At 50.3% G+C, this 26,689-nt stretch carries 32 protein-coding genes; 9 read left to right on the forward strand and 23 right to left on the reverse strand.

The window, feature by feature from the left end:
• Positions 1-12: 12 nt before the first annotated feature.
• The 11 genes from fliP to fliF all read right to left on the reverse strand — a co-directional run bounded on the left by fliP (position 13) and on the right by fliF (position 9,675).
• On the reverse strand, positions 13-744 hold the full coding sequence (gene fliP / locus EE896_RS07675; RefSeq protein ID WP_140915496.1) for a flagellar type III secretion system pore protein FliP: 732 nt from the start codon (positions 742-744) through the stop codon (positions 13-15).
• Positions 744-1,142, reverse strand: coding sequence for a flagellar biosynthetic protein FliO (gene fliO / locus EE896_RS07680; RefSeq protein ID WP_140915492.1), 399 nt, complete (start codon positions 1,140-1,142; stop codon positions 744-746). The genes fliP and fliO overlap by 1 nt, the downstream gene beginning before the upstream one ends.
• 10 nt (positions 1,143-1,152) lie before the next feature.
• Entirely contained in the window at positions 1,153-1,560 is a 408-nt protein-coding gene (fliN, locus tag EE896_RS07685) for a flagellar motor switch protein FliN (RefSeq protein WP_003854471.1), read from the reverse strand.
• A complete protein-coding gene (gene fliM, locus EE896_RS07690; RefSeq protein ID WP_003854473.1) occupies positions 1,553-2,560 on the reverse strand; it encodes a flagellar motor switch protein FliM in 1,008 nt (335 codons plus the stop codon). Before fliM ends, fliN begins: the two co-directional genes overlap by 8 nt.
• Positions 2,561-2,564: 4 nt before the next feature.
• On the reverse strand, positions 2,565-3,050 hold the full coding sequence (gene fliL, locus EE896_RS07695; RefSeq protein ID WP_003854474.1) for a flagellar basal body-associated protein FliL: 486 nt from the start codon (positions 3,048-3,050) through the stop codon (positions 2,565-2,567).
• Positions 3,051-3,178: 128 nt separating this feature from the next.
• Complete coding sequence (locus EE896_RS07700; protein ID WP_140915491.1) at positions 3,179-4,444, reverse strand: flagellar hook-length control protein FliK; 1,266 nt, start codon at positions 4,442-4,444, stop codon at positions 3,179-3,181.
• Positions 4,441-4,884, reverse strand: coding sequence for a flagellar export protein FliJ (gene fliJ / locus EE896_RS07705; RefSeq protein ID WP_003854478.1), 444 nt, complete (start codon positions 4,882-4,884; stop codon positions 4,441-4,443). Before fliJ ends, EE896_RS07700 begins: the two co-directional genes overlap by 4 nt.
• Positions 4,885-4,912: 28 nt before the next feature.
• A complete protein-coding gene (gene fliI, locus EE896_RS07710; protein ID WP_003854480.1) occupies positions 4,913-6,274 on the reverse strand; it encodes a flagellar protein export ATPase FliI in 1,362 nt (453 codons plus the stop codon).
• Positions 6,274-6,972: a flagellar assembly protein FliH gene (gene fliH / locus EE896_RS07715; RefSeq protein WP_003854482.1), complete on the reverse strand. Its 699-nt coding sequence runs from the start codon at positions 6,970-6,972 to the stop codon at positions 6,274-6,276. Before fliH ends, fliI begins: the two co-directional genes overlap by 1 nt.
• Positions 6,965-7,957, reverse strand: a complete 993-nt coding sequence (gene fliG, locus EE896_RS07720) for a flagellar motor switch protein FliG (protein ID WP_003854483.1) — start codon at positions 7,955-7,957, stop codon at positions 6,965-6,967. The genes fliH and fliG overlap by 8 nt, the downstream gene beginning before the upstream one ends.
• The gene (fliF, locus tag EE896_RS07725; RefSeq protein ID WP_003854484.1) at positions 7,954-9,675 is read right to left on the reverse strand and encodes a flagellar basal-body MS-ring/collar protein FliF; all 1,722 of its coding nucleotides are present in this window, start codon (positions 9,673-9,675) and stop codon (positions 7,954-7,956) included. The genes fliG and fliF overlap by 4 nt, the downstream gene beginning before the upstream one ends.
• A gap of 231 nt (positions 9,676-9,906) precedes the next feature.
• Between fliF and fliE the strand changes: the two genes are divergently transcribed.
• A complete protein-coding gene (gene fliE, locus EE896_RS07730; RefSeq protein ID WP_003854485.1) occupies positions 9,907-10,218 on the forward strand; it encodes a flagellar hook-basal body complex protein FliE in 312 nt (103 codons plus the stop codon).
• 31 nt (positions 10,219-10,249) lie between these two features.
• Here the strand turns inward: fliE and EE896_RS07735 are convergent, their stop codons facing one another.
• From EE896_RS07735 to EE896_RS07745, 3 genes are all read right to left on the reverse strand, one after another.
• Positions 10,250-10,840 carry a site-specific integrase gene (locus tag EE896_RS07735; RefSeq protein ID WP_238343233.1) on the reverse strand — a complete coding sequence of 197 codons (591 nt, stop codon included), beginning with the start codon at positions 10,838-10,840 and terminating at the stop codon, positions 10,250-10,252.
• 69 nt (positions 10,841-10,909) lie between these two features.
• A complete protein-coding gene (locus EE896_RS07740; RefSeq protein WP_153574558.1) occupies positions 10,910-12,343 on the reverse strand; it encodes a hypothetical protein in 1,434 nt (477 codons plus the stop codon).
• Between the two features lie 1,315 nt (positions 12,344-13,658).
• Positions 13,659-15,089, reverse strand: a complete 1,431-nt coding sequence (locus EE896_RS07745) for a DUF2142 domain-containing protein (protein WP_140033298.1) — start codon at positions 15,087-15,089, stop codon at positions 13,659-13,661.
• A gap of 732 nt (positions 15,090-15,821) precedes the next feature.
• Here EE896_RS07745 and EE896_RS07750 point away from each other — a divergent pair.
• Positions 15,822-16,163 carry a hypothetical protein gene (locus EE896_RS07750; RefSeq protein ID WP_140033299.1) on the forward strand — a complete coding sequence of 114 codons (342 nt, stop codon included), beginning with the start codon at positions 15,822-15,824 and terminating at the stop codon, positions 16,161-16,163.
• Positions 16,164-16,345: 182 nt separating this feature from the next.
• Here the strand turns inward: EE896_RS07750 and EE896_RS22565 are convergent, their stop codons facing one another.
• Positions 16,346-16,498 carry a hypothetical protein gene (locus tag EE896_RS22565; RefSeq protein WP_238329305.1) on the reverse strand — a complete coding sequence of 51 codons (153 nt, stop codon included), beginning with the start codon at positions 16,496-16,498 and terminating at the stop codon, positions 16,346-16,348.
• Between the two features lie 345 nt (positions 16,499-16,843).
• Here EE896_RS22565 and EE896_RS07765 point away from each other — a divergent pair, with 345 nt between their 5' ends.
• Entirely contained in the window at positions 16,844-17,731 is an 888-nt protein-coding gene (locus EE896_RS07765; protein WP_140915408.1) for a glycosyltransferase family 17 protein, read from the forward strand.
• A 38-nt stretch (positions 17,732-17,769) separates the two neighbouring features.
• On the opposite strand, the gene EE896_RS07770 is transcribed toward EE896_RS07765, so the two are convergent.
• Positions 17,770-17,970: a hypothetical protein gene (locus EE896_RS07770; protein ID WP_003854493.1), complete on the reverse strand. Its 201-nt coding sequence runs from the start codon at positions 17,968-17,970 to the stop codon at positions 17,770-17,772.
• A 317-nt stretch (positions 17,971-18,287) separates the two neighbouring features.
• Between EE896_RS07770 and EE896_RS07775 the strand changes: the two genes are divergently transcribed.
• Positions 18,288-18,536, forward strand: a complete 249-nt coding sequence (locus EE896_RS07775) for a hypothetical protein (RefSeq protein WP_003854495.1) — start codon at positions 18,288-18,290, stop codon at positions 18,534-18,536.
• Positions 18,537-18,600: 64 nt separating this feature from the next.
• On the opposite strand, the gene EE896_RS07780 is transcribed toward EE896_RS07775, so the two are convergent.
• A complete protein-coding gene (locus EE896_RS07780) occupies positions 18,601-19,233 on the reverse strand; it encodes a helix-turn-helix domain-containing protein (RefSeq protein ID WP_140915407.1) in 633 nt (210 codons plus the stop codon).
• A gap of 136 nt (positions 19,234-19,369) precedes the next feature.
• Here EE896_RS07780 and EE896_RS07785 point away from each other — a divergent pair, with 136 nt between their 5' ends.
• The 3 genes from EE896_RS07785 to EE896_RS07795 all read left to right on the forward strand — a co-directional run bounded on the left by EE896_RS07785 (position 19,370) and on the right by EE896_RS07795 (position 20,499).
• Complete coding sequence (locus EE896_RS07785; protein ID WP_008926860.1) at positions 19,370-19,753, forward strand: hypothetical protein; 384 nt, start codon at positions 19,370-19,372, stop codon at positions 19,751-19,753.
• The gene (locus tag EE896_RS07790; protein WP_033763175.1) at positions 19,740-20,081 is read left to right on the forward strand and encodes a hypothetical protein; all 342 of its coding nucleotides are present in this window, start codon (positions 19,740-19,742) and stop codon (positions 20,079-20,081) included. The genes EE896_RS07785 and EE896_RS07790 overlap by 14 nt, the downstream gene beginning before the upstream one ends.
• Positions 20,082-20,232: 151 nt before the next feature.
• On the forward strand, positions 20,233-20,499 hold the full coding sequence (locus tag EE896_RS07795) for a hypothetical protein (RefSeq protein ID WP_003854505.1): 267 nt from the start codon (positions 20,233-20,235) through the stop codon (positions 20,497-20,499).
• 38 nt (positions 20,500-20,537) lie between these two features.
• Here EE896_RS07795 and EE896_RS07800 read toward each other — a convergent pair whose 3' ends face one another.
• Positions 20,538-20,777 (reverse strand): DinI-like family protein, encoded by a 240-nt coding sequence (locus tag EE896_RS07800; RefSeq protein WP_003854508.1) that lies wholly within the window; start codon positions 20,775-20,777, stop codon positions 20,538-20,540.
• 175 nt (positions 20,778-20,952) lie between these two features.
• On the opposite strand from EE896_RS07800, the gene iraP reads away from it, so the two are divergent.
• Positions 20,953-21,252 carry an anti-adapter protein IraP gene (iraP, locus tag EE896_RS07805; protein WP_003854510.1) on the forward strand — a complete coding sequence of 100 codons (300 nt, stop codon included), beginning with the start codon at positions 20,953-20,955 and terminating at the stop codon, positions 21,250-21,252.
• Positions 21,253-21,447: 195 nt separating this feature from the next.
• Here the strand turns inward: iraP and EE896_RS07810 are convergent, their stop codons facing one another.
• Positions 21,448-21,771, reverse strand: a complete 324-nt coding sequence (locus tag EE896_RS07810) for a DUF6388 family protein (protein WP_140915406.1) — start codon at positions 21,769-21,771, stop codon at positions 21,448-21,450.
• 253 nt (positions 21,772-22,024) lie between these two features.
• On the opposite strand from EE896_RS07810, the gene yedD reads away from it, so the two are divergent.
• The gene (gene yedD / locus EE896_RS07815) at positions 22,025-22,498 is read left to right on the forward strand and encodes a lipoprotein YedD (RefSeq protein WP_140915405.1); all 474 of its coding nucleotides are present in this window, start codon (positions 22,025-22,027) and stop codon (positions 22,496-22,498) included.
• A 104-nt stretch (positions 22,499-22,602) separates the two neighbouring features.
• Here the strand turns inward: yedD and amyA are convergent, their stop codons facing one another.
• The 4 genes from amyA to fliD form a co-directional block, all read right to left on the reverse strand.
• The gene (amyA, locus tag EE896_RS07820; protein WP_039659987.1) at positions 22,603-24,084 is read right to left on the reverse strand and encodes an alpha-amylase; all 1,482 of its coding nucleotides are present in this window, start codon (positions 24,082-24,084) and stop codon (positions 22,603-22,605) included.
• A gap of 101 nt (positions 24,085-24,185) precedes the next feature.
• Positions 24,186-24,551, reverse strand: coding sequence for a flagella biosynthesis regulatory protein FliT (gene fliT, locus EE896_RS07825; RefSeq protein WP_039659989.1), 366 nt, complete (start codon positions 24,549-24,551; stop codon positions 24,186-24,188).
• Positions 24,551-24,958, reverse strand: coding sequence for a flagellar export chaperone FliS (gene fliS, locus EE896_RS07830; RefSeq protein WP_039659990.1), 408 nt, complete (start codon positions 24,956-24,958; stop codon positions 24,551-24,553). Before fliS ends, fliT begins: the two co-directional genes overlap by 1 nt.
• Positions 24,959-24,966: 8 nt before the next feature.
• A complete protein-coding gene (gene fliD, locus EE896_RS07835) occupies positions 24,967-26,385 on the reverse strand; it encodes a flagellar filament capping protein FliD (protein ID WP_140915404.1) in 1,419 nt (472 codons plus the stop codon).
• Between the last annotated feature and the right edge of the window lie 304 nt (positions 26,386-26,689).

Here is a 26,689-nt window from a genome sequence, read left to right on the forward strand (position 1 = left end):
AGAAAAGGGGGATCAGGAGTAGAAGCTTTGCGCCAGTGAACCGACCAGCAGTTGCCAGCCATCGACCAGAACAAACAGCATCAGTTTAAACGGCAGCGCGATAGACGCTGGCGGGACCATCATCATTCCCAGCGCCATCAGCACACTGGCAACCACAAGATCGATGATCAGGAACGGGATAAACACGGTAAAGCCAATCTGGAACGCCGTCTTCAACTCGCTGGTGACATAGGCGGGCAACAGAATGCGCATCGGCACCGCTTCAGGGCCGGCAATTGGGGCGGTATTCGCCAGACGGGCAAACAGCGCTAAATCGGCTTCGCGGGTCTGACGCAGCATAAATTCGCGCAGTGGCTGGGCGCCTTTATCGATCGCCACATCCATGCTGATCTTGTCCTGACTGAATGGCAGATAAGCGTCCTGATAAATTTTGTCGAACGTCGGCGCCATAATAAAGAAGGTTAGAAACAGCGACAGTCCAAGCAGCACCTGGTTAGGCGGCGCCGAGGGCGTGCCAAGGGCGTTACGCAGTAAGCCAAACACGATGATGATGCGGGTGAAACTGGTCATCATCAGCAGCACGGCCGGAATAAAGGTCAGTGCAGTGATAAAAACCAGCGTCTGAACCGGCAGGGACCAGCTCTGACCGCCGTTCTGCAGTGAGTGGCTCACCAGGCCCGGCAGCTGGGCATGGGCAACCGGTGCCAGTAACAGCAGTGGCAGTAAAGGAAGCAGTCGACGCATCATTGTGGTTTTCCGGGACGTTTAACCAGGTTCTGTAACAGCTGACGAAAATCCTGTGGCGCACTGTTCACCGGCGTCACAGTGACCGGTTCACCCGGCGGCAGCGTGTGCAGATGGGTAACCTGCTGTGCGGTGACGCCCAGCACCAGACGGGCATCGGCGGTATCGATAATCACCACCCGCTCACGCTGGCCCACCGATACGCTGGCGGTGAGTTTAAGCTCCTGGCTGCTGACCTTTTTCGGCGCGAAGCCGACACGGCGTGCCAGCCAGGCGCAGGCCAGAATCAATAAGATAATTACGGCTAATACGCTGCTGACCTGAGCCAGCATAGAGCCGGTTGAGATCGCCTGAGCGTGCGGTGCAGCCGGTTGCAGCGTTTGATTCTGGCTATTCATAATGTGACTCTTAGCGACTCAGACGACGCATACGTTCAGATGGGGTGATGATGTCAGTGATGCGCACGCCATATTTGTCGTTCACCACGACAACTTCACCCTGAGCGATCAGGTAGCCGTTGATCAGAATATCAAGCGGTTCACCTGCCAGGCCATCCAGCGAGACCACCGAACCCTGCGTTAAACGCAGCAGCTCTTTAATGGTCATTTTGGTGCGACCCAGTTCCACGGTGAGTTTCACCGGGATATCCATAATCAGATCGATATCCTGCAGCGATCCAGCGACGTTGCCGCTGTCGAATGATTTGAAGACGTCGTCGGTCTGCGGCGCACTGCTGCTGCCGACCTGCTCATTCATCGCTTCAGCCCACAGATCGTCCGCAGAGATATCGTCAGACGGTTTATTACTGTCAGTCATGGGGCTGTTCCTCGTTCAGCGAATTCAAAATCGGGTTAATCAGGTGTTCGACACGGAGCGCGTACTGACCATTCATCGTGCCATATTGGCTGGTTAAGACCGGGACGCTATCGACATGGGCGATAATGCGTTCCGGCTTCTCAATCGGCAGCACGTCACCGGGTTTCAGCTGCAAAATCCGTGACAGACGCAGTGAGGTTTCGGCAAAGTGCGCAATCAATTCCAGCTCAGAGTGCTGCACCTGTTTGACCAGGTTGTCGCGCCAGTGGTTATCTTCCTGACGAGAGTTTTCGAGCGGTGGGTTCACCAGCAGCTCGCGCAGCGGTTCAATCATTGAAAACGGGATGCAGATATTAAACTCACCCACCAGGTTACCAATCTCCACCTGGAACGGTGTGTTAACCACGATATCGTTCGGTGAAGTGGTGATGTTGGTGAACTTTACCTGCATCTCTGAACGTACATACTCAACGTCCAGTGGATAAATGGCTTTCCATGCGTCGCTGTAACCATCCAGCGCCAGCTTCAGCATGCGGCGAATAACGCGCTGCTCGGTATGGGTAAACTCACGGCCTTCAACTTTCGTCGGAAAACGTCCGTCGCCACCAAACAGGTTGTCGACAGCGATAAACACCAGGCTTGGTGAGAACACCACCAGCGCTGTACCACGCAACGGTTTCAGGTGGATCAGGTTCAGGTTGGTTGGCACCGGCAGATTGCGGGCAAACTCATGATACGGCTGAATCTTGATCGCCCCGACGCTGATATCCGGGCTACGGCGCAGCAGGTTAAACAGCGCCATACGGAAACTACGGGCAAAACGCTCGTTAATAATCTCCAGCGCCTGCAAACGCTCGCGCACCACGCGGCGCTGGGTATTCGGATCGTAAGGACGAATATCGCCTTCCGGTCCGTTTTGTTTCTTTTCTTCTTCCGCGCTGCCACTGTCGCCGTTTAAAAGGGCGTCAATTTCAGCCTGGGAAAGAATGCTATCGCCCATTGATTCACCTCAAAATGAAGGCAGTAAACAGCACGTCGCTTACAGCCTGCGGAGGTTGACCTTTTACCAGCGGGGGTGTCAGCGCCTGTTTGATTTGTTCAACAAGCGCCTGCTTTCCTTGCTCTGTCGCCAGCGTCGCAGCGCTTTGACGCGAGAGCAGCAGCAGCAAACGGCTGCGCACCTCAGGCAGATAGTCATTCAACCGACGCCGGGTATCCTCATCGGCCAGACGCAGGGTAAAGCCTACGTAAAGCACGCGGTCGGGATCGTTGTCGGGATTGACCAGGTTAACCGTAAATGTATCAAGTGCAAAAAAGACCGGAGCGGGAGGCGGTTCAACTTTCGCCACCTCAGGCTTATCGCCCTCATGTTTATTCATCATTCGCCAGACTGCATACCCTGCCGCGCTGCAAGCGGCCAGCGTTACAATGAGCAACACTGGTATTAAGAGTTTACGTTTGCGGCCTTTTGCTTTCGCGTTATCAGACATGGTTGCAGTTACTTCCTGTGAATTATGGGCAAGCCTCTCGGCTCACGGGACAGATTATCCGCGTCTTAAGTCAAACCAATGGGTAGATAAGACGCGGGTTTTACGCTTACCTTCAGCGTTTGCCGCTGTCAGGCGAAAGTATCGACGGCGCTGTTGCCGCTAACACGAGCCTGAAGGGCGGCGGGAACGGCAATCGGCGTAATGTCGGTGTCACTGTCCTGGGTGAGGGAGAAGCGGCCGTGCTGTCCATCGCGGCGCGCCTCCTGTTGTTGCTGGAATTGCTGGCCCTGCGCGGAACTGTCACTGCTCACCTGACTCTCGCCCAGGTTAATACCGCTTTCTGCCAGCGCACTGCGCAACTGCGGTATTGCGGCTTCCAGTGCCGCTCTGACGTGGCTATGGCCGGAAACCAGATTAATTTGTGCCTGGTCGTTATCCAGTTTCAGGCTGATCTGGATAGCGCCAAGGTCTGCCGGATGTAAACGCAACTCCGCGTTCTGCTGGCCGTTACGCGTGAACATCACAATCTGCTGACTCAGCGCCTGTTGCCATTCGTCGCTGCCCAGCTGTGAATTCAGCGTTGGCGTCGACGGGGTGCTGATGGTCGCGGAGGCGGTCACCGCGGCGGGCAGGTTGCTGGCGGTGGCAACGGGCATTGCGTTGATCGTGCTATCGCTGGTGCTGGCTTTGATCGCTTGATCATCCTGCTTAACCATATTGCTCAGTGCCTGCTGGAAACTGCTATCAAGCGTCAGGCCATTGCCTGTTGCACTCTGCGCAGCGGTGTTGCTCTGGCTGGCGGCAGTCGTGACGGCAGGTTTGCTCTGTGCGTCGCTTCTGACTTCAGCCTTCTCATCGTCACCTGCTTCGTGGCCCGGCTGTGCGCTGCTCAGCAGTTGAGTCAGCGACGTCTGACTTTTCCGGCCGGTGTCGGTCTGGGCAATCAGCTCGCCCGCCTCACTGCTGACCGGGGTCGACGGTGTCGCTGTCGGTGTCACCGCACCGGGTAACATGGCGAACAACGCCTGCACATTTTGCATGTCAGTGGCGCTTAAGGGTGCCACGTCCGGCTTGTCTTTATCATCGGCTGATTTTGACCCAGCTTTAATATTTTCCGGTTTAAACAGGGCGGTCAGCGCAGCAGGATTATCCAGCGCCGCCATCAGTGCATTCAGGGGGGCCTTCGGGCGGGCGTCATCAGTCTTTTCTGCTTTAGCGTCAGCGGATTGCGCCACTTTCCCATGCTGTTTCGCCAGGCCGAGCAGCTGGTTTCCCAGCGCAGTCAGAAAGTCCTTAGGCAGCGCGTCTTCACCCGCTGCAAGATCGGTTGAAACTGATGGTTCCGCGTCGGTTTTAACCGACGCTTTCGTGGCAATATGTGGCAGCGTAATCATTCGCCTCTCCTCGATGCGGCCCGTTGGGCAAATTCGTCCATCCGTTTCTGATCGAGACGGTTTTCCTGTCGTAATGCATTTTCTGCTGCACGCGTTATCAGCGTCTGATAAGCGTTCAGCCGCTGCTGTTTGTCGCGCCAGTTGATCAGCGCCTGTTCCAGCCGCTGATTCCAGTTATTGAGCTGGTTGCGGTGCTGCTCAATCGCTTTTTCCAGCGTCTGAATAAACTGGTGATAGTTGGTCCAGCGGGTGCTGGCGATACCGGATGACATATCGTCGTTGAGCTTGTTGCGATACTCATCCTGATAGTCGAGCAGCATCGTCAGCTGCTCGTTAGCGGCGTGCTGGCCTCGACGCATATCGCCTAAGTAGATGGCGGCACGTTCGAGATCCTGCTCCGCGAGGTCGCGCAGCGTATCGATGGCATTTGCAGTTTTCATTGCCGTTACCTCGTGTTAATTCGTGTGACTAGCCAAACAGCGCATGCAGATGCAGGCTGGCGTCGTCATAATCGCTGCGCTCAAAGATGCCCTGTTGCAGGAAAGCTTCCATCTGCGGATAGAGCGTGATCGCTTTATCCAGCATCGGATCGCTGCCGGCGGCATAGGCGCCGACGCTGACCAGATCGCGGTTTCGCTGGAAGCTGGAAAGCAACTGCTTAAACTGGCGCACCTGTGCATAGTGGTTCTCATCGATCAGATGCGTCATCGCACGGCTGATCGAGGCTTCGATATCGATGGCCGGATAGTGACCCGCTTCGCCCAGCCGGCGTGACAGCACGATGTGGCCGTCGAGAATGGCGCGCGCGGAGTCCGCAATCGGGTCCTGCTGATCGTCGCCTTCGGTCAGTACGGTATAAAAGGCAGTGATCGAGCCGCCGCCGTCGATGCCGTTACCGGCACGCTCAACCAGCGCAGGCAGTTTGGCGAACACGGAAGGCGGATAGCCTTTGGTTGCGGGCGGTTCACCGATTGCCAGGGCGATCTCACGCTGCGCCATGGCGTAGCGGGTCAGGGAATCCATAATCAGCAACACATGCTTGCCACGGTCGCGAAAATCTTCCGCGATGCGGGTGGCGTAAGCGGCACCCTGCATACGCAGCAGCGGTGACACGTCGGCCGGCGCGGCAATAACCACTGAACGCGCACGGCCTTCAGCACCGAGAATGTTCTCGATAAAATCTTTTACTTCACGGCCACGTTCGCCAATCAGACCGACCACGATCACGTCGGCTTTGGTATAGCGCGCCATCATGCCGAGCAGGACGCTTTTACCCACGCCCGAACCGGCGAACAGGCCCATACGCTGCCCGCGACCGACCGTCAGCAGGGCGTTAATCGCCCGCACGCCGGTATCCAGCACGTCGGTAATCGGCGTACGCTGCAGCGGGTTAAACGGCGGGGTGTTCAGCGGTGCGCGATAGCCGGTATCCGGCGACGGCAGGCCATCCAGCGGTCGACCGCTGCCATCAAGTACGCGGCCGAGCAGTTCCGGGCCCAGCATCATCTGTTTGCCTGCCTGCGGGTTCTCACCGTTCTGGCGCGCATAGACACGCGCACCCGGTAAAATGCCGTCCACTTCTTCCAGTGGCATCATCAGCAGTTTCTGCCCGTTGAATCCCACCACTTCGCTTTCGATTTCACTGATGGTTTTGCCATCGTTGCGTTCGATCACACAGGTCGCACCCAGTGGCAGCTGTAAGCCGGTCGCTTCGAGCACCAGGCCGGTGGCGCGGGTCAGGCGGCCATAACGGCGCACCGGCTGCACCTGGGCGATCCGTTTCTCAAAGGCGTCGAGCGAGCCAAGCCAGCGATTCAGACGGGTGGTCATTAAATTTCTCCAGGTGCAGCAAGACGGCAAAGTTCCTGCCAGCGCGTCGCGACGCTGGCATCCAGGTCGCCATCTTCTGCGCTGAGTTTGCAGCCGCCAGGATGCAGGGTGCTGTCAGCGATCAGACGCCAGCCATGCAGATCCAGCGTCGGACCCAGGGTCTGCTCAATACGTTGTAAATCATCCGGGTGAACACGCAGCTGCGGTTTGCCGCTGAACATCGGTTCCTGCTGCAGTAAACCCTGAATCTGGCGCAGCAGGGCGGTGCCATCTACCGTGGTCGCCTGACCAATCACCGAGCGAGCCGCTTCCAGCGCCAGCTGCATCAGACGGGCAGCGATGACGCTGTCCAGGGATTCCAGCGTGTTCTGGAACTCCGTTACCAGTTGCTGCATCCGCGCCTGAAGTGGCGCCTGCTGCTGCTGGGCATCGGCCAGACCCTGCTGAAAACCGGCGTCATAGCCCGCTTTCTGTCCTTCGGTCACACCCTGCTGATAACCTTCGTTGTAACCCTGACTCTGTGCCTCTTTCCGCATCTGCTGCTGCAGACGTTCAAGCTGCTGTTGCTGCTCATCAACGCCATCGCCATCTTCAGCGTCGTAGATTTCTGGCTGCAGCTCCGGTTCAGGCTCATCAAAACGGCCTAAATCATTGGGCTGCCACAGCTGCCAGGGGCGGGCAGAAAATGCATCAGACATACGTTTCCTCGCCACCACCAATCACCATCTCGCCAGATTCGGCCAGGCGGCGAACCACCAGCAGGATTGCTTTCTGTTCGTTTTCCACTGCCGACATCCGAACCGGACCACGGTTGGCCAGATCGTCGCGCAGGATATCGGCCGCACGGGCTGACATGTTTTTGAGGAATTTCTCGCGCAGTGGCTGTTCGGCACCTTTCAGTGCAACCAGCAGCTGCTCGGACTCCACTTCCTGCAACAGACGCTGGATGCTGCGGTCGTCCACGGCCACCAGGTTTTCGAACAGGAACATCTCGTCGATAATTTTCTGTGCGAGTTCGCCATCGAAGTCGCGTACCGCTTCGATAACGGCCTCTTCCTGCTGCGTTTTCATCAGGTTGATGATCTCGGCTGCCGTTCTCACGCCGCCCATCTTCGCGCGCTTGAGGTTGGTGCCATCCAGCAGGCCGTTCAGTACTTCGGTCAGTTCGGCCAGCGCGGCTGGCTGCACACCACCGAATGTCGCGATACGCAGCATCACATCGTGACGCAGACGTTCGTCGAACAGCGCCACGATATCCGCTGCCTGGGCACGCTTGAGGTGCACCAGGATGGTCGCGATAATCTGTGGATGCTCGTCGCGAATAAGGTCGGCGGCGGCCTGCGGTTCCATAAAGTTGAGCGTTTCCATACCGCTGGTGGTTTCGCGCGTTTCGAGAATGTCCTCCAGCAGGCTGGAGGCACGCTCTTCGCCCAGTGCACGTGTCAGCACTGAACGCAGGTATTCGTTAGAGTTAAGGCTCAGTGCCGCGAACTGCTCAGCATCTGCTTCGAACTCACGCAGCACCTCTGTCAGCTGTTTGTGCGACACCTGACGCATATTGGCCATCGCACCACTAAGATGCTGCACCTCGCGCTGATTCAGGTGTTTGAAAACTTCCGCAGCACGCTCTTCACCAATGGTCATCATGAGGATGGCGCTTTTTTCGGTTCCGGTCAGACTCATAGCTCTTTACTCATCCATTCGCGAATTACCAGCGCGACGACGCGCGGATCGTTTTCTGACATGTCGCGGATGCGTTGACTCATCACTTCTGCGCTCATGCGGTTGTTTGACTTACGTTCCTGATCCAGCTCATCTTTGCTGAGCTGCACATTAAAGGCTTCTTCCTGCGGCTGATCAGTAGCGGCACGGGCGGCAACGGCTTCAGCAGCGGCTTTCTCTGCGGCCTGCTTGCGAACCAGATGCGGACGAACCATCTTGCGGTAGAGGACGAAGGCGACCAGAGCAACCAGCAGCCACTTACCGGCATCCATCAGCTGATCAAAGAAGGACTGCTGTTGCCAGAATGGCAAATCAGTGGTCACAGGTTCAGTGGTGTTAAACTGCGAGTTCACCACGTTAATGCTGTCCCCACGGCTCTGGGAGTAGCCCATCGCTTCGCGTGTCAGGTCTTCAATCTGCTTCAGTTGTTGTTCATTCAGCGCAACGGCTTTGCCTTTATCATCTGCACGGAAGTTCACCACCACCGCAACCGACAGGCGCTGTACGTCGCCGACGTTGACTTTGGTATGACGAATGGAGCGATCCAGCTCGTAGTTAACCGTGTCATCACGACGTGAATTCGTCGGGCCTGAGCTGGCCGGTGCAGTGCTGGTGGTCTGGCTGGCGTTATTCGCCGCGTTGTTCTGACCATTCGCGGCCTGACCATTGGCTGCGTTGTTAGGTGTAACCTGCGCGGTGTTGGCTGGCGCCGGCTGGTTAGAAAGTGCGCCCGGCACGCCGCCCGGATAAGGGCTGCCTGATTGATCGCTGGTGCTGGTCTGACGCGAACGAATCGCTGAGTTCGACGGATTAGCGTTAGGCTGATATTTCTCGTCAGTCTGCTCGGCGGTGTCGAAGTTAATCTGCGCGGTAACCTGCGCATGCACATTGCCCTGGCCAAGAATCGGATTCAGGATTGCTTCAATACGTTGCTGGTAACGCGCTTCAACTTCAGAGGAGTATTTCAGCTGCGCGTCATTCAGATCGCGACCAGCAGAATCAGAACGAGTCAGCAGGCGTCCGGTCTGATCGACCACCGTCACGTTGCCCGGCGGTAAACCGGCGACGCTGCTTGAGACCATGTGGGCAATGGCCTGAATCTGACCTTCGTCCAGCGCACGGCCAGGTTGCAGCGTTAAGGTGACAGAGGCGGAGGGCGCTTTCTGCTCACGCACAAATAAGGTTGGTTTAGGCATCGCCAGATGAACACGGGCACTTTTGACCGGGCCCAGCGATTCGATGGTGCGTGCCAGTTCGCCTTCCAGCGCGCGCTGGTAGTTAACCTGCTCGCTGAACTGGCTGATACCGAACTTCTCTTTATCCAGCAGCTCGAAGCCTACCGAGCCGCCTTTCGGCAGACCCTGCTGAGCCAGACGCAGACGCAGCTCATGCACATTCGCTTCAGGCACCATTAATGCGCCGCCGTTTTCGGCGAAGCGATAGGGAATGTTCATCTGCGTCAGCTGCGTGACGATGGCACCGCCATCCTCATCAGTGAGGTTATTATAAAGGACGCTATAAGATGGCTGTTTCGCCCAGAGCACCATCGCGATCACGATTGCTATGACAGCAGCCGCGGCGATGACTAAAGGAATACGCGGATTTGCGCGCAGGCGAGCTAACAGGTCACCGAAGCCTTTCTTTTCTTGTTCTGTTGTGGCGGCTGTACTCGCATTCATGACCGTTTCCTGCCTGACGTAATTGACCGGGTAAGTTGAGATGGCAAAACAGACTCCCTGACCTGCGTAGATAAAATTTCCACTTCAATGCCAGGCATTATTAGGTGATAAGCAAAATTCGATGGCTGGATAAGGTAGGGTTTTTGATGTTATTTAGCGGCTTTGTCTCATTGACAACGTGCTAACTTTTGCTCACATCAAAAATGTCACCCTCTTTAAAAGGTATCGTTCATGTCCATTCAGGCAATTGACGGCGTACTGCAGCAGCTACAGGCGACCTCACTGCAGGCCAGTAATCGCAGCAGTGAAGCACCCAATCAGATCGATTTCGGCGCGACCATGAAAGCGGCGCTGGATAAGATCAGCGAGACGCAGACTACCGCACGCACCCAGGCGCAGGATTTTGAAATGGGGAAACCCGGCATCGCATTGAATGATGTGATGGTCGATCTGCAGAAATCATCAATCTCAATGCAGATGGGGATTCAGGTCAGGAACAAACTGGTGTCGGCGTACAGCGAAATTATGAATATGCAGGTTTAGGCGGGTAACTGTCTGAAGCTGTTAAGGTTTATCATACTGTCACTTTAGTGGAGCACGTATGTAGCACAAGATCGCTCATTTTTGCGTTGATGAGTGATAGCTGGTCGGTATTGTGTTCTGACATCCAGGCGCCATAAACCCGGTACACCATCTGCGCATCGGAGTGACCCATTTGCGATGCAACGTAGTTCGGGTTTGCGCCTGCTGAAAGCTCCCAGCACGCAAACGTATGACGTGACTGATAGGCTTTCCGGTGCCGCAGGCCTGCACGCCTTAGTGCGCCGGTCCATATCTGCCCGAGAGACTCTGTTGAGTAATAGGCTCCCGACCTGCCGTTGACTGCGTTAACGCTGGGATTGAACACGAATGTCTTCTGTTCCTCAATTCGCTCGCCATACTCCCTGGTATGAAAGGTGAATGAGGTCTGAGGATACATTCGGGTCAGTTCCCTTTGATCGCGCAGAATATCGACAGCTGCATCCATCAGGCATATGACACGGTTTCCGGCTTCCGTCTTAGGTGGAGTGAATAAACCCTGCGGTGTCAGGTTACGGCTGACTGTCAGCTTTTTGGCTTCAAGATCAACATCCTCCCACGCCAGCGCGCATATCCAGCGTGCCACTAATCACAAGCATTTTCTGTGCCACTGTACAAGAGTTCATTCCCAACTCGTATCTCTCCATATTGTCGATTAATTTATTTGTTTCTCTAAGCTTCCATTGTTATAAATTTCTATAGAAGTTATTCTCTGAAGATCTTCGAATGGTATGTCTCCGTTTATTACAATGAGCGGGCATTTGTCATTCGCATTTTTTTCAATATCTGAAGGTAATCGTTCCCATATAGACCGTCCCATGATGAAATTAAGATAAGCCCTGACTCGGGTGCTATTGTAAATCGATACACACTCATAATCTTTTACACCAGTCACTTTGTTAGCTATGACGATGTTTGCTTTTTGTATATCCTTCCAGTTTCGAAACTGACCAGTGTCAGCTCTATATGTTACAAATGATACAAGGCAAGAACAGATAACAAATATTACTGGTGCTAGAACGTATTTTCCTTTTGTGACCAAAAAGATCTGACACATCATTATTGAAATCATGAATGAAAGCTTTAAGCGATCAAAAGTATAACTCGTTGCATGTTGTGCAAGGATTATCTTTTCAACTAAAGAAAAGGCCATGAGAATAATTATCAGGCTGGATAGGTAATTGTACTCTACTTTTTTGGAGAGATTTAAAATAGGGAACACAGGTATAGCAAACAAAAATAGTCCGTATGACTGATGGTATCCTAAAAACAATGCTTTAAAATCTGCATCGCCACCACTCCGAACTAAGAAGCGCGAAATGGAAGCTGTAAAAAACTCACCTAAATCAAGGGTTATATAAAGCTGAAAAGCAAATGTTACAGCCGAAGTCAACACTGATAATAGTAAGCTAAAAGCTAAATTGATATTTCTTCTTTGTCGATTTACCAAAAAATAGATTGCTGATAAACAGCCAATAACGTAACCAGTCCACTCAGTCATACACAGTAAATATATGGAAAGACCGGATAATACAGTCCATACATTTTTTTTGGTTTTAATGGTTTTGCAGGTTGAAAAAATGAATGCAGCAATGAATAGTTGGCTAAGCGATTGATGCCAGTATAGTAAACCCGTAGAGGCCAAAGACTCTCTTGATAAAACAAATGGAGAGCACGATAATGCTATCAAAAGGATTTGAATATTATTTTGTGGTTTGAATATCATCAATAAGGCGAAGAAAAATATCAAAACAGATGATGTCAAAATTATCAAATTTAAGGATAAAAGACTCATTAGTGTGTAATTTAAGCCAAAAGTTTTTATAAAAGCGGCTGGAGCCAGAAAACCAAGTGAAGGAAAACTTGTATATATGTATGAACCTGAACTGTCACGGACGGCTGCGCCCCACGGTATATTTTTATTTACCTGTCCACCCTGAGTGACCACAGGCAAAAGGTGGTGTTCAGTTATAATTCCTTCATTTAACGACTTTGCGATAAGTAATGAGTGATAGGATTCTTCGATATTTTCAATTCCCTCATTATTGCTAACATCCCTGTATTTTATAGCTGACGAAATGATAAGCATGGAAAGTACGATTATTAGTCCAAAAAAAAGCCTCTATGTTTAATTTCAGCCATGATTTCACATTCCATTAGTTCAAAATTTAAATTAATTTAATCTTATCATTAGATATATATGGACACCTACAAAAATTCCCGACGGTCGCGCAATGAATGAACAGCGCCTGTTTTAACAGGCTATGGGGTAGGTCACTTAAGATTAGTCACTCCCCCGACCACGCATGATTGAAATCCCTTGCCACTTAACCACTTTAGAAGTCTGTGAACTGTTCACCTAATTTGCTACTACCGATTGATTTCTGTTTATCCATACAGTTTTCAAAAGAGGAGAATTTTAGCCATACGATTATTGAATCGAGGAAGTGTTTCTATGCGTCATCATGAACAAACCAGATGAAGAACGTATTGCCGTTTGTAATAGATCAGGAGCGTATAAACTGGTATCTACGCCTGAGTGAGCCTAAGAAGTAGATAAAACCAATACAATGATGTTCCGTAACTTATCACCGCAAGCAGGGGAAGCGTAGACGTATCAGCAGTTCACTATGAAGGGATGATCTGACAGGAGATTCCCGTTACCAGTTATTGACTATGTTGAGCAATGACTCACACTGAACAGCATTCTAATGCCTCATCCAGCCAAAATGATGCTGGTTGAGACACCGCAATCATTTGTACTACTAGTCCGCTCCCTGGCGGCTAACAATGGCTAAGTTGTTGCTTACAATTTAGGCATTCACCCGCAGTGGGAAATATTCAACTTAGGGATTATTACATTTGACAGCGAGACGTTAGTCAAAGAGAGCATGGGCGGGGTTGATCGTGCTGGAGAAAGTGACGACACATGGTAGTGTCTGTGCGTGAACCGTGAAAGCCAGTTGTATAGAGACAGCACGCTTATAGCAAAATATCTCAACACATCTCGAAATTTTCATCACGTCAGTTTGTGAATTGTAGTTTGGATCTGTGAAAATATGCCTCTACGCACATTAAAATGACATTCTCAAAGCAGAATGATGAATATGTAAGTCTAAACGATTAGATGTCTGAGGCGATTGAGTTTTATGATAATGTTACATTAGTAGAATACTTATGGGGAGCAATATCACCCATTTTGCTGCTGATAAAGGATAGCGATTTTGTATGCCCTTATATGCTTAGAAAACAGACCAGTTTTGCTTACAGCATTTGTAAGATATGGATTATCATTCATGAAGTTAATATATATTGGTGTTCTCAAATAAAATCATTGTATTATAAATCGAGATGTTTTTGGGAAAATTAAAAAGCCCGCGTTAGCGGGCTGGGTGCTGTAAAACCTAAAGATATAAAGGGAGATATTTTATAACACTTAGATAACTTACGTAACTGATCAATGCCAGATAACAGACCGCAGTTATTGCCAGGATTTTCCTGTCACGTAAGCAATGAGCCAGGCTGGAATTCATTACTCTTTCGCTGGAAGCGAGTGCCAGGACAATGAAGAGCATAAATGTTAGCAGGCTTATAATGAAATATCGCCCTTGAACGCCGGCCACAATACCAATATTTAAAGGTGAAAAACCAATCCATAAAGCGGCAAATATCAAAACGATACTTCCCAGACTCATAGCAGGGAGGTATGAGAGCCGTAACCAACCAAAATCGAGCTGCTTTTTAGGCAGGCTCATTACAGTTGAGATAATTATGAAGATCATAGCTCCACGGCAGAAAGGACCGCCAATTGTCCAGGTAAAGGCTTGTGGGCCTCCGCCGAAGGTAGCAAACATGCGGTTAAACATGTCAGGTGTCTGAATCCAGATGCTTTTCAGTATGAATGCAACAGCAGCATGCGGCTGTGATATTAACATCTCCATTGCTGCTTTAGCATCCCCACCACTATGCCAGAACTGGCTGGGAACCCATGAATAATGCATGTTCCATGCAGCCGCTATCAGGCACCCAAATATCATCGAGCCGGCTACGAAAGAAAGCCATTTTATTTTACTGTTAAATAGAGCAGCCGGAATAAGCATCAGAAAAGGAAGATAGGCGATGTTGGTCATTTTAAGCAAGCCAACCAGACCCGCTAGAACAAATGTCTGCCAGATTAATCTTTCTTTTAATATAGCCATGCGCAAACAACAGGCAATAAACAAAGCAGTGACCAGGTTAGTAACAGGATCTGGACTATATGATGAAGCAAGATTGATGAGCGTAGGGAATGTCAAAATAAACAATGTGGCAAAGCGCATAACTGGTATAAGCGCAACAGTCAGATAAACCATGCCTATGTAGACAAATAAGTTTAAAAGACGACCCGCATACATCTGGTTATCTATACCCATTCCCGCTAATCTTGTTACTGCGATACCAATTGCTGATGGTAAATATAAAATAGGTGAATAAGTTGCTGACGGGGCAAAGTTGAAACAGGTATTATGATTATTGATGGACGCATCAATCTCCTTCGCCCTTTTAGCTGCATCAGCCTTGCTTGCAGGCTTGTTTTGATCCTGTGTCACGAAGAAAGGCCAGACATACTGTAATGCCTTGTCGCTCACACATCCGCCCCATGCACCTTTCTCGTTGCCAATTTCTTTAGGAAGCATTTCACCCTGAGAAATTTGATAGGCTCTAAAAAAATGAAACCGTTCATCCAGACCCGTTAAAGGGGTGTTTTTAAAAACAAAGAAAAGTCCAATTACAAAGATAATAGTCAAATAGGCTATTATCCCTTTTTTTTCATAGGCTTCCATTTTTTCAGTCATTTACTATACCTAACGATTGATAGTCCATTCATTTTTTTCATATTTCGCAAATCCTCATGGTGGCAGAGAGACATAAGGCATACTTCTTACCGGACTGACTCTAATGGCAGTTATTGCCAGTATTGCCACACTCTTGGTGAAAGTGGTCGCTTGCGTTCTAAAACAGAGTGCATCAGGGCCGTACCCATTAAAAAGCTAGCGCATATTGTAGTGAAGAGCGCGGTCTAACAAAAGCCATAAGTGTATCTTATGGAATCCAATGCGGATGGATTGACTTGTGAGCCGCGTTCTTGGTAGCCCAATAGTCTGGTTCAACTGCATATAATGGCTGATAACAGTATGAGGTCATTGGACTGATGAATGTGATTGCACCGATGTTGACTGGCCATCAAAAATCGTTGACGGTGCCGTTCATAGCTGGTTAGTGTGGCTAATCATGGTTTTCAAAAATTCAGAGTGAATTAATTCGCGATGCGAACATCAGACAAAGCTTTTATGTTCAAGCACTCTGCGTCAACCTTAACTGGTTCGTGGTTCGTGGTTCGTGGTTCGTGGTTCGTGGTTCGTGGTTCGTAGTTCGTAGTTCGTAGTTCAAAGTTATCGACAATGTGACAACGATAGTCAAGCCTCCGGTAGCTATAATATACCGTATCCAGAACTTGGAACGGGAGACTGTTTCTCAAATAAACGACGGTTTTGTGCACGATCACCTATCACCCGGAATTCAATCTGATGCTAAAAAAACTCATTCTCACTACATTGATAACCAGCTTTTCAGCCACAGCTTTAGCTGCTACCCAATGCGGGCCTTTCTACATCAAATCTGACAGCAAAGGCTGGTTCTCAGTGAATGGTGAACGGGCAAAAACCCAGAAAGTGACGTTTGCCAGAGAGAAGGGTGACTACAGCAACGCAACGGTGAAAATCCGGGTCAAAAATAGCAAAGCGACGGGAATGGTGGATATGGAGCAGACGAACCGCGATGGCAAAGGGTTGTTAAGGGCAGAAATCGTCCGCTCCAGTCAGAGTCAGATCCGCATTCGGGGTGACTATGATTGCGAGCCAGCTAAGTAAGTTGAGTTATTACTGCAAATGCCCGTGATTATCGCAACCCTGAAGTAGTGATAGCCGGTGCTTTTGAATCATAGTAAAACGTCGCACTGATTTGATGATGACTTAACTTTGCCCTTTCAACCCAGGCTACTGTTTCATTATCCTGCACCATGTTAAACCGCTTTTAACCAGTAAGCAGCGGATCATCCTGCTCCAGATTGAATCTCCGGTCTTGTGCCATTCCGGTAAGGCAAGACCGTCAAAATAAGCGGTTTTATATAAAGGCGCAGCCCAACCCGTTCACTATCCATGACCGCCAGCAGGGGCAGGCTCAGCGCAATAATGATCTTCTTCATCTGTTAAATCATAAGCATTATTTTGTCGACAAATAACATCGGGAACTCACTTGTCCCGCTGATTTTCAATCAAAAATTTGCGCTTAATATTGCTAGCGCCGCTGAGTAAATGTAACATCCGACGGATAAATAAAGCATCGAATATCTTTTAGCTGCAACAATATTTTAATCCACTGTTACATTGTTAGCCAGCTTACAATAAACACGGAAAGTTTAACGCAGTTAAATACCGCATCTATCAGACGCATATAAATCAGCCTTATAAAAAGGTATGCAGACGTTTGTTAAGTGCCATTAACACCATTGTCCTGATGAAAATTTTCTACTTAAGTGCCTCTGATGACTATGATTTATGACTGTTTTTTATACTACGATGAAGATGTTTTGCTTGAAATGCGTCTGAACACGCTTGAGCATGTTGTTGACCGGTTTGTCATAGTTGAATCGCTTTATACCTTTACGGGTAAACGCCGATGCAAGCTTAATTTTGACATTGAGAAATTCGACCGTTTTCGCGATAAAATTATTTATGTCGTCAACGATATTGCGCCAGTATTTTATCAGCACGCCTTTCAGTCGAATAGCTCTCTGGTTAAGGCGGGCGAGACCGATCCCTGGGAGAATGAATCCACTGCACGGAATCAGATTATGCAAGGTCTGGCTGGCGCGCAGGATGATGATATTATTATTGTGTCAGACGTCGATGAAATTCCCCGACCTGAAGCGATTAAAGCCTTTAGCCAGCGTCACCTCTGTACAACATTGCACCAGCAATATTTCAATTTTAAATATAATGTACGTGTATTGAACAATGACGGTACACCGCGTTGTGCCACACTGGCAAAAATGGTGACGTTTAAAACATTACGAACCTTTTTCATGGGACAACCGGAATTACTGCGCAACGTTAAGCGCCGTGGAACACCCATACGCGACAGCTGGTGGCGCTGGAAATGGCTCGGCTGGCGAACGAAAGTCATTAAGGATGGAGGATGGCATTTTTCATGGGTGATGAGCGATGAACGCATAAGTGAAAAAATGGCGTCGATTTCACATACCGAACATAACTGTCCTGAATTCAATAACCCGGATCATATCCGGCGCTGCGTTGAGAACAACATTGATATCTGGAATCGCCCAAGAAGGATGGAAATAATGCCGATTACCGCTGAACATTTTCCTGAGTGGCTGATTACACATCAGCATCAGCTGACAGATTTTATTAAATCCTGATGCTGACCAGCGCGCCCACCGGGCGCGCCTCTCGCCCTTCAGGTTGCTTTGTAGGGATCTTTTTTATCATCCTGACTGTCATCATTTTTCCGCGGCACTTCACCATGGTCTTTTGGTGCATCGGTGGCGGGATGATCATCTTCCTCATACGCATTACCCGCGTTAGGTGCTGCTTCGGGCAGGCCTTTGCTGACATCACCTTCTTTCTTACGTTCTTCATTCGTATTGTGCTTAAACATAATTCACTCCTGTTGTCCCAGTCGTTTAAGTCTAGACCAGCCCTGAGATCCCGCATTAGCATGGAATTAAAGGCAAAAAAAAGCCCGCCAGAAGCGGGCTAATCGGAGTTTCTCTCATACTGAACATGTTATCTTTCGATGTTTTGGTGTACAGCAGCTCAATGCTAACGGGAAATTCCTGATGCAGAAATGGACAAACTTGCCATATCGCTTGCGACAGGTCACATTCCAGGTCGATAAAAACATCGATAAATAAATTCGATTGAAATGATTAATGAAAAGCATATAGTGGCCTCCGTTACCAGGAGATAGAAAATATGTTACGAGACCATTTAAAGATTGAAGCAGAAGATCAGTTAATTGAACAAGGCTCGCTAAGCCTGAGAAATCGTGGTCAGGAAGAGGTGACCGAGTGGATTATCGTTAACCGTCAGGGCGTTAAAAAAGGCGGTGTCACACTGTTCGATAAACTCAGTACCCGCCGCTCATGGCCAGTGAACTACCGCATTATGCAGACCGATCTGCAGGGCAATGTGGTCGTGGATCAACTCACCGACGCCCTGTAGTTACCAGACCCGGACGCTGTGCACTGTTGTACGATAAAAAATTAACCCGCATTGGCGGGTTTTTTTATGACTGCCGGTAGCGGCGCAGTTCCACCACCGTACCAATTAGCTTCAGGTTCTCCCGACTGGAATGCAATTCAGGAAAGTTGATGTTAATGGGGGCCAGCTCAAACTGCGTAACGCCACCTTCACTACTACGTTGCCGCCAGGTACGGATCAGAGCAATCTGCTGCTGTAATGCCAGCACGCTATCGCCAGGCTGGGGTGAAACTTGCGGATCGATGATCACCACATCATCCCGCATAATCGCGGGCATCATTGCCTGTTCTTCTACACGAAAGGCAAAGCTCTGTTGTGAAAGCGCCATATCGTTGTGCATCAGCAATTCGTGTCGGACTGAACTGTCATCCGTCAGCCATCGTGTCACATCACGCTGATTAAGCAGCGGAATCTGGTGAAGACCGCCATAAGCACTTTCGCTGAAAACAGGGCCATCCCCATCTATCAGAAAAGCCGGGGCACAACCCAGCGCTTCGGCGAGCCGTAGCAGATTCTCACCGCGCGGAAGCGTCTCCTCTTTTTCCCATTGCGAAATCGCTACATGGGACACTTTTACCTGTTGTGCCAATTGCTTCTGCGTTAATTGCATTGATTTCCGTCGGAGGCGGATTCGGTCACCCAGCGTTTCGTTTTTCATAAGCTTGACATATTGGTTGAAAGTGATTTAAGTATACTTAAGCATGGTATTTAAGTAAACTTAAATTTCAAGCGGAGGACGTGGCTTTTCAGCACGCAATATGTTCCAGCGACCTAACCGGAAAAAGGGGTATGGCATGGAAAGTAGTCTGATTACCAGTATGGGAGCGTTAGTTCTGGGTGGAGGCGCAGCAGCACTGTTCTGGAAACCGTTATTGGCGGGTATCGCGTCAATCGTAACCAGTAACCGAGCGGGCGGCGAAATTATTACCAGCTACAAAGAGCAGGTGGTGTTGCTGAAAGAGAGCAACCTGCTGATACGGGAGGAAAACGATGAATTACGCGAACGGCACGACAGGAATTTGCGGCGAATCTCGACACTCGAAACCGATCTTCGGTTAATCAAGAATGCGGTAGGGATTTTGCTAGCAATGACCGAAACCGATCAAAACGACAAATTTCGTAATGAAGTTGATCGGCTTATCTCAACTCTGGAGGATCGCAGCAATGGCAATGATTGATAATACCAGGGCTCCAATATCATACAGGCGTAAAGTTATCCTCGGCTGCATTCTTCTCAGTTGTTCGATGATTTGCATCCTGATGACGATTATTTTTCTTTATGTCAGTAATACCGCAAACAAACGAGTCGAGGAGATTAGGGCGGATTACCGGGCAATAGCGGCACGACGTGATGAAAGGGTCGAGGTGCTGACGGATAAGGTCACAGCATTACAACATAAGCTTGATGTGATACCGGATCGTACCGCTGATAAAACACTGAGTAGAGTGAAAGAGGTCGTTTCTGAAGACAACCAGACGTCCGCAAAACCGGGCCAGACACCGTAACTTCCGATTATTCTTAGTGCGGCTTCGCTATTATCGACTAGTTTTAAATCTCGGGGCAACATTTTGTACCTGAATGCAGGCCCGATGATTGGCCGGTCGATGAACCGCTAAGCCTAACCACTTTGGATAACTGACCAGAAGGAAATTTAGCATGAGCGATTCAACAGAAACCAAGACCAAAACTGACTATCTGCGTGATGTGACGTCTCAGCTAAAAGAGATGCGCCACTATGCGCAGACCAACACCGAAACGCTGTCCAGCCATTGGTTAGCGTTTGACGCCGGTGAATACAAAGATAAGACGAACGCCGACCGAATCGATGCATTGCTGAATAAGCAGGGCAAGCTGTTGGAAGATTTGGATGCCGCCATTCAGGACATTGAGATTGAAATTAATCACAGCGAGCAGGAGAGCTAAGTCATCTCCCGCTAACTGATGCGGTGGCCGGTAAAGGATTAATCGGCCACCAGCCACATCTCCGCTTCGTCGAACATCTCTTCAACAATCCGCGCAACCGTCGCTTTATCGTTCTTACTCAAATCAGTATCAATCGCGTTACGTTCCATCGGCTTGACCTTAACTTCAATGTCAGGAAACACCCGATGCACCCGCTTTTCCAGCTCCTCACGAATCATCTCGCGGGCACCCGGTAAACCGGCAACGTTGCGCTTGTCATAAATCAACTCAACAAACATGATGGCAATCCATTCAGGGCAAAATCGCTGACATATAATACTGTAAATAAAAACAGTAGCAAGGCGTGACGCGTGATTTCGCGTAAATTTTTATGTCGCGTTAAACACGATCTTCAACTGGAAAAATGCGCACGCATCACGACATAATGACGGCTTACTTTTCAGGAGGTCCGCGATGCGACAACTGGTAATAGATATTCTGCTAAAACTGGCAAAGATGGATGTCGATGCAAAAGAGTTGACGGCGCAGCTTGAAGCGCAGTCCCTGCTGGTTGCAGCGCTGCTGGTGCAGGCGAAACAGGACAACTCGCTGACCATTTCAGAAACGGTGCAGGATGCCATCATTACGGCTTCACAATCGTCGACCGGGTTTCTGCAATCGGATGTTGATCTGCTGCTGACGCACATTAATCGTCTGCTGGCTGTGGCAAGTTATGTCGAAGTGAAGGGTAAAGCAACGGAAGAGAGAGAGTAGGGCAGGAAAAATTCGCCTCTGGAGATGGATATCCATCAACATCTTCAGAGGCAGTGCAGGCGCAGGGGTCGTTCAGGAAAAGTGACGACCTGAATCCCGCAGAGAAGTCACTACTCTTTTAACCGGGTATACATTATTCCGCTACTTTATGCTGGCAGGCGTTGTGCTTTGCAGGCCTCTTCTCTGCAGCGCGTATTACAATTCGTTTTTAATGCAAAATTCTTCCCAGCTCATACCCAATGATTCAGCGTGAGATTTGAGATAAGTCTTGATCGCTTCAGCCGCCACCGCTTTATCTGGCTCAGCGAGCTGAATGGAGAAGATCATTCCATCCAGATTCTTCTGGCGCAAAAAGGCCGCATAGATACGTTCGGCATGCCATTCGCGCAGCTGGCTCAATGACAGGTTGGCGGCGCGGGCATCGCTTTCAGTTAATTCGTCAAGTGCGGATTGAAAGTCTGGATGCGCGGTAAAAAACATCTCGCGAGCCTGGGCATAGTAAGCTTCTGGCGTTTTCATATTCATATTCCTGAAAGTCTGTTGCAGCGCGTCAGTGTAGCGGGTTGTCTCCTGCTTGTCAGGCGTGGCAAAGATAAGAGATGAACCTGCTTCGCCAGCAATTTTCCGGTTAAAATGCTTTATGCAGACCTCACTACGGGTTTCGTTCTGCCGCAATCATCGTCTGTGTGGCGTCTTAACATCCAGATATCTTGCGTAACGCGGTGGAAAAATTATAACGTAGCCGCCATTGACGTGATCTTAGGGATTTAATATGAAAAAGTGGATGCTGATTGCCGCGCTGGCATTGAGTGGTTGTGCGCAAATCAACGATTATGAAAATGCGGTGCAGACACCGGCACCTGCTGATCTGCAGGGGACCTGGCAAACCGTCGGCCCACAGAGCAGCCTGATCAGCGACAAGGCGATAGCCAGTCTGATCATTAATGCCGATGGCAGCATGCTGGATTGCCGTCAGTGGATGCGGGTGATCGCGAAGCCGGGCAAACTGACCCGATTAAATGGCGATTATGTGAATGTAACACGTAAAATGCGGGTGATGCCGCTGGTGGTCGATAATGGCGAGCTGAGCTACGACAGGATGACTCTGCGCAAAGTGGCGCGTCCGACAGTAGAGTGTCAGCAGGCACTGGAAGAAGTCGCAAAGCAGCCAAAAGCCGCCGTGATTCAGAACATCGAACCGCAACTGTTGCGCACGGCGATTACCGAGAATAACGCGAAGTCATAACAGTCGATCCATAGCAAAACCGCCCCAACAGGCAGAGTGCCGTTCACGCACTTGTCTGCCGGGGCGGTTTTCGTTTTTACTGCATCCCTTATTTTGCTGCTAACTTATTCTGCGATGACCCAGACGCTGACGCTGCCACCGTTACAGGCAAAGACTGCTGTGCCATGCTCGTCGGCGGTAATCGTCTCTTCACGGTTACCCAGATAATCCCGCCAGACCTTACCGGCAAAACCTTCACCCATCGGCACGCTTTTCTCACCTGCATCGCCATTTGACATGATCACCACACAGCCTGGCTGCGTTTCGGTGCCGCTGCGGCTGAATGCCACGCAGTTAGGATGATCAAAATAGTCGGTCTGTACGCCCCAGCCATATTGCTGACGCGCCCGGATTAACCCTTCCAGTTCAGGGATCACCGGCATCTCTATTTTGTGCGTTTCACCGTCGCCGCCTTCATCTTCGTAGGTTGCCCCGAACAGATCAGGATAAAAAATGGTGGGCACACCTTGTTCACGCAGCAGGATCAGCGCATAAGCCAGTGGCTTAAACCAGGCTTCAACCGGCGCTTCCAGAGACTGCAGCGGCTGGGTGTCGTGGTTGGCGACGATCGTCACGGCATGCCAGGGATCAGCCACGACCAGCGAATTAGCAAAAATCTGGCTCATGTCATAGGCGCTGCCCGCGGTGGAAGCCTGATGGAAGTTCATATGCAGTGGGGCATCAAACAGCATGGTTTTACCTTCCACCTGATGCACATACTCCTGCAGTTTCTCGGTTTCAAATGACCAGTATTCCGCGACGATAAACATCGGCTCTTCAGCCACCTCCTGAATATGCTCGATCCACTCTTTGTAGAACCAGGCCGGAATATGTTTTACCGCATCCAGACGAAAGCCGGTGCAGGGCACCTGTTCCATCACCCAGCGCGCCCAGTATTTCAGCTCTTCCCGGACCGCATTGTTACGGAAATCGATGTTGGCACCCATCAGATAGTCGAAGTTACCCAGTTCGTTATCGACCTGATCGTTCCAGCCTTCGGCGGTATAGTCATTGATGATTTTAAACACGCCGTTTTCGTCCGGATTCTCAATGTGGTCTACGCCGCTAAAGCACTTGTGATCCCAGACAAACTTAGAATATTCCCCGGCACGGGCCGGAAAGGTGAATTTCGTCCAGGCTTCGCACTCGACAACCTCTTCGTAGATTTCATCACGGTTATCCGGGTTGACGCGGTTAACACTGATCGCCTCTTTCTCATCAGCGCCCATTTTGTGGTTCAGCACCACATCCAGCAGTACCCCAACGTTGTGGCTGCGCAGGGCTTCTGCTGCCGCCAGTAATTGCGTTTTGTCGCCATATTTGGTGGCAACACCGCCTTTTTGATCAAATTCCCCCAGGTCGAACAAATCGTAACTGTCGTAACCGACTGAATAGCCGCCTGAACCCCCTTTGTAGCAGGGCGGTAACCACACCATACTGATTCCAATTTCGCTGAGCCAGGCTGCACGATCGGCGACCTCAGGCCACAGTTTGCTGCCATCCGGGTAATACCAATGGAAAAACTGTAATAACGTTGGGTTTTGCATGTACCACACTCCAGGGGATGATGAGAATCAAGTATGGAGTAAGCGGCAGAAAAGAGACGCCGCGCAGAGAAATAAATCTGGCGGCGTAGCAGAGAAGGGGATCAGGAGAGCGTTTCGCGCGGCACCATAACTAGGCCGCCCTGACTACTGTAGGCAGACATGACCGATTTCTGACGGGTGTTCTGACCTACCAGCGAGGCCAGCTCATCCATCCGCGCCTGCAGCAGACGTTTTACTTCGCTTTCGTTATCCAGTATACGACGCAGCACCGGGCGTAACTGCTCCTGCGTCTGCGATGAAGGCGACACAGCTTCTGTCGATTGGGCTAAGTTCTGCACCGCACTGACATACTCCATCTCCCTGCTGATCAATTCATCCCATTCGCCCTGTACTGCATGACGCAGCATTCCCTGGCTGAGATCGAGTAACTGTTGGTAAACGGTAATCAGATGCGGTGCAGTGGTCATTAAACGGCGTCCTGAATCAGGTGAGATTGAACTACTTCTTTCCACGCGTCCGCAATATTGCGCAGCAGGCCTTCGACCTCCTCGACCGCTGCAACATCATTGTGCAGGTTGGCATGCAGCAGGCGACGGGTCATGTAGTTGTAAAGATCCAGCAGATTGTCTGCCAGTTCATCACCACTGTTTTCAAGCAGGCCCTCTTTCAGGCCTGCTTCAATGATATTGATGGCTTTGGAGATAGAACTGCCTTTGCCTTCAATATTGCCATCCTGCATAAACAAGCGGGCGCGGATTAACGCGCTCAGTGCGCCGTCGAACAGCATACCCACCAGCTGCTGCTGGGTGGCGCTCATGACGGCGCTTTCTACGCCAATTTTTGCATAGGCTTTGGTGCCTGTAGCGCTGTACATGGTCACTCCTAGGATTTACTTGAGGAACTTGACGTATCGAACTGCTGCGTCAGATACGTACTGGTCGAGTTGAGTTTACTGATGGCCAGATCAAGCTGAGTAAACTGTGTTTTATAGCGTGCGATATCCGCATCAATACGATCGCTGGTGGTGTTATAGAGCGCAGTTAAGGTATTCAGTGTCTTGCTGACGCCATCGGTGGCCGCCTGAACAATCCCCTTGGTCGATAACCAGCCCGTGATGTTGGTTGCGATTTTGGTGGTAATACCGGTGGTTTTACCGTCACCCACGATCATCTCTTTCACACCAGCGGCATCTTTATCCAGCGCTGCACTGACCTTCGTCGTATCAATGACCAATGAACCGGTCTGAGGATCGGTGGTGATGCCAATCTGACCCAGCGATTTGTAGGAAGAGGAGCTTTGCGCGTTGGTCAGCATGCTTTTCAGCTGCGTTTCAATCGTGCGCAATGTGCTGTCACCGAGCAGGGCACCATTACTGGCGTCCTGGGAGTCCGTATTGGTATCAACCTTGGTGTATTTGGTCAGGGTATTGAACTGATCCAGTAACGTATTATAAGCACTTACCCAGCCGCTGATTGCGCTGGACGCTTTTGAGGTATCTTTGGTAATCGTCAGTGACTGATCGCCAACCGTCGTCGCGGTCAGATTTAAGGTAATGCCTTCCAGTGCATCACTGATCTGGTTGCTACTGTTCTCAATCGCAACGTTGTTGACTGTGAGCTCGGCATTCTGTGCTTTAACGCTTTCTGTCATCACATTGCTACTGGCGGATGCGTCAAAACCCACAATCCCCTGCAGCGTGCTGTCGCCGGTGACCGCAATCTTTGCTACCGCATTATCGCTACCGGTTTTATTGGCGCTCATAGAGAGACGGAAGCTGCCGTCTGACACCTTTATGATGCTGGCGGTGATGCCTGCATTCGCACCATTAATCGCATCACGCATGCCAGTCAGCGAGGTCTGATCGCTGGAGAGCGTTATGCTTTTGCTGGTGCCATCTTTTAAGGTAATCGCGATGCTGCGGCTGGCTACCGAGCTGTCGCCCAGTGCGGCAGTGTTACTGCTCTGCACCGCAGAGGTAAGGACCTGCGCCTGCGCCAGCTGTGTGACGTTGATTGAATATTTACCGGCAACTGTGCTACCAGAGGTGGTCGCGCTGAACGCTGTTGAGCTGCTGCTCGCGGTGGTGGCGGTAAACAGATCGGCACTGTTCAGCTTAGTGTTCGCGGTCTGGAATGTCGTCAGTGAGCTTTTCAGGGAGGCATAGGCACTGAGTTTGGCCGTATAAGCCGACTGCTGGTTCGAAATGGGTGTAAGTGCAGATTTTTCAGCGGTGGTCAAACTGTCAAGCATGGTACTGAGTGGCAGGCCGGAGCCCACACCAAGGTTGCTTATACTAGCCATGTTAATTCCTTTATAAGGTCGACAGAGAAATTGATACCTGGGTTATCGGCCTTGAATAAGGAAAGTTTAAGGGTATTTGCCTTAGGGTAATGAGGTAAATAAGCACTATAGAGAAGGGTAATTCAGCGGCTAGAAAATTAATGAATTAAGTCTAAAGAAGTTCGGACGGGTGGCGATAACTTAAAACGTGACAGGTTGAAGCAGAAAAATTCGCCTGGTACTAAAAAAATTCTAAAGGTTGTTAAACGGCAGACGATAACAACTTTGACGGCGCTGAAGCCGGCGGGTTGAAGCCCACACCTTA

This window comes from Pantoea eucalypti (genome assembly GCF_009646115.1).
Lineage (GTDB): Bacteria > Pseudomonadota > Gammaproteobacteria > Enterobacterales > Enterobacteriaceae > Pantoea > Pantoea eucalypti.

Bases quoted from the DNA above. Each gene is read 5' to 3' on its own strand.
- fliP (WP_140915496.1), bottom strand. From the start codon at position 744: ATGCGTCGACTGCTTCCTTTACTGCCACTGCTGTTACTGGCACCGGTT.
- fliO (WP_140915492.1), bottom strand. From the start codon at position 1,142: ATGAATAGCCAGAATCAAACGCTGCAACCGGCTGCACCGCACGCTCAG.
- fliN (WP_003854471.1), bottom strand. From the start codon at position 1,560: ATGACTGACAGTAATAAACCGTCTGACGATATCTCTGCGGACGATCTG.
- fliM (WP_003854473.1), bottom strand. From the start codon at position 2,560: ATGGGCGATAGCATTCTTTCCCAGGCTGAAATTGACGCCCTTTTAAAC.
- fliL (WP_003854474.1), bottom strand. From the start codon at position 3,050: ATGTCTGATAACGCGAAAGCAAAAGGCCGCAAACGTAAACTCTTAATA.
- EE896_RS07700 (WP_140915491.1), bottom strand. From the start codon at position 4,444: ATGATTACGCTGCCACATATTGCCACGAAAGCGTCGGTTAAAACCGAC.
- fliJ (WP_003854478.1), bottom strand. From the start codon at position 4,884: ATGAAAACTGCAAATGCCATCGATACGCTGCGCGACCTCGCGGAGCAG.
- fliI (WP_003854480.1), bottom strand. From the start codon at position 6,274: ATGACCACCCGTCTGAATCGCTGGCTTGGCTCGCTCGACGCCTTTGAG.
- fliH (WP_003854482.1), bottom strand. From the start codon at position 6,972: ATGTCTGATGCATTTTCTGCCCGCCCCTGGCAGCTGTGGCAGCCCAAT.
- fliG (WP_003854483.1), bottom strand. From the start codon at position 7,957: ATGAGTCTGACCGGAACCGAAAAAAGCGCCATCCTCATGATGACCATT.
- fliF (WP_003854484.1), bottom strand. From the start codon at position 9,675: ATGAATGCGAGTACAGCCGCCACAACAGAACAAGAAAAGAAAGGCTTC.
- fliE (WP_003854485.1), top strand. From the start codon at position 9,907: ATGTCCATTCAGGCAATTGACGGCGTACTGCAGCAGCTACAGGCGACC.
- EE896_RS07740 (WP_153574558.1), bottom strand. From the start codon at position 12,343: ATGCTTATCATTTCGTCAGCTATAAAATACAGGGATGTTAGCAATAAT.
- EE896_RS07745 (WP_140033298.1), bottom strand. From the start codon at position 15,089: ATGACTGAAAAAATGGAAGCCTATGAAAAAAAAGGGATAATAGCCTAT.
- EE896_RS07750 (WP_140033299.1), top strand. From the start codon at position 15,822: ATGCTAAAAAAACTCATTCTCACTACATTGATAACCAGCTTTTCAGCC.
- EE896_RS22565 (WP_238329305.1), bottom strand. From the start codon at position 16,498: ATGAAGAAGATCATTATTGCGCTGAGCCTGCCCCTGCTGGCGGTCATG.
- EE896_RS07765 (WP_140915408.1), top strand. From the start codon at position 16,844: ATGATTTATGACTGTTTTTTATACTACGATGAAGATGTTTTGCTTGAA.
- EE896_RS07770 (WP_003854493.1), bottom strand. From the start codon at position 17,970: ATGTTTAAGCACAATACGAATGAAGAACGTAAGAAAGAAGGTGATGTC.
- EE896_RS07775 (WP_003854495.1), top strand. From the start codon at position 18,288: ATGTTACGAGACCATTTAAAGATTGAAGCAGAAGATCAGTTAATTGAA.
- EE896_RS07780 (WP_140915407.1), bottom strand. From the start codon at position 19,233: ATGAAAAACGAAACGCTGGGTGACCGAATCCGCCTCCGACGGAAATCA.
- EE896_RS07785 (WP_008926860.1), top strand. From the start codon at position 19,370: ATGGAAAGTAGTCTGATTACCAGTATGGGAGCGTTAGTTCTGGGTGGA.
- EE896_RS07790 (WP_033763175.1), top strand. From the start codon at position 19,740: ATGGCAATGATTGATAATACCAGGGCTCCAATATCATACAGGCGTAAA.
- EE896_RS07795 (WP_003854505.1), top strand. From the start codon at position 20,233: ATGAGCGATTCAACAGAAACCAAGACCAAAACTGACTATCTGCGTGAT.
- EE896_RS07800 (WP_003854508.1), bottom strand. From the start codon at position 20,777: ATGTTTGTTGAGTTGATTTATGACAAGCGCAACGTTGCCGGTTTACCG.
- iraP (WP_003854510.1), top strand. From the start codon at position 20,953: ATGCGACAACTGGTAATAGATATTCTGCTAAAACTGGCAAAGATGGAT.
- EE896_RS07810 (WP_140915406.1), bottom strand. From the start codon at position 21,771: ATGAAAACGCCAGAAGCTTACTATGCCCAGGCTCGCGAGATGTTTTTT.
- yedD (WP_140915405.1), top strand. From the start codon at position 22,025: ATGAAAAAGTGGATGCTGATTGCCGCGCTGGCATTGAGTGGTTGTGCG.
- amyA (WP_039659987.1), bottom strand. From the start codon at position 24,084: ATGCAAAACCCAACGTTATTACAGTTTTTCCATTGGTATTACCCGGAT.
- fliT (WP_039659989.1), bottom strand. From the start codon at position 24,551: ATGACCACTGCACCGCATCTGATTACCGTTTACCAACAGTTACTCGAT.
- fliS (WP_039659990.1), bottom strand. From the start codon at position 24,958: ATGTACAGCGCTACAGGCACCAAAGCCTATGCAAAAATTGGCGTAGAA.
- fliD (WP_140915404.1), bottom strand. From the start codon at position 26,385: ATGGCTAGTATAAGCAACCTTGGTGTGGGCTCCGGCCTGCCACTCAGT.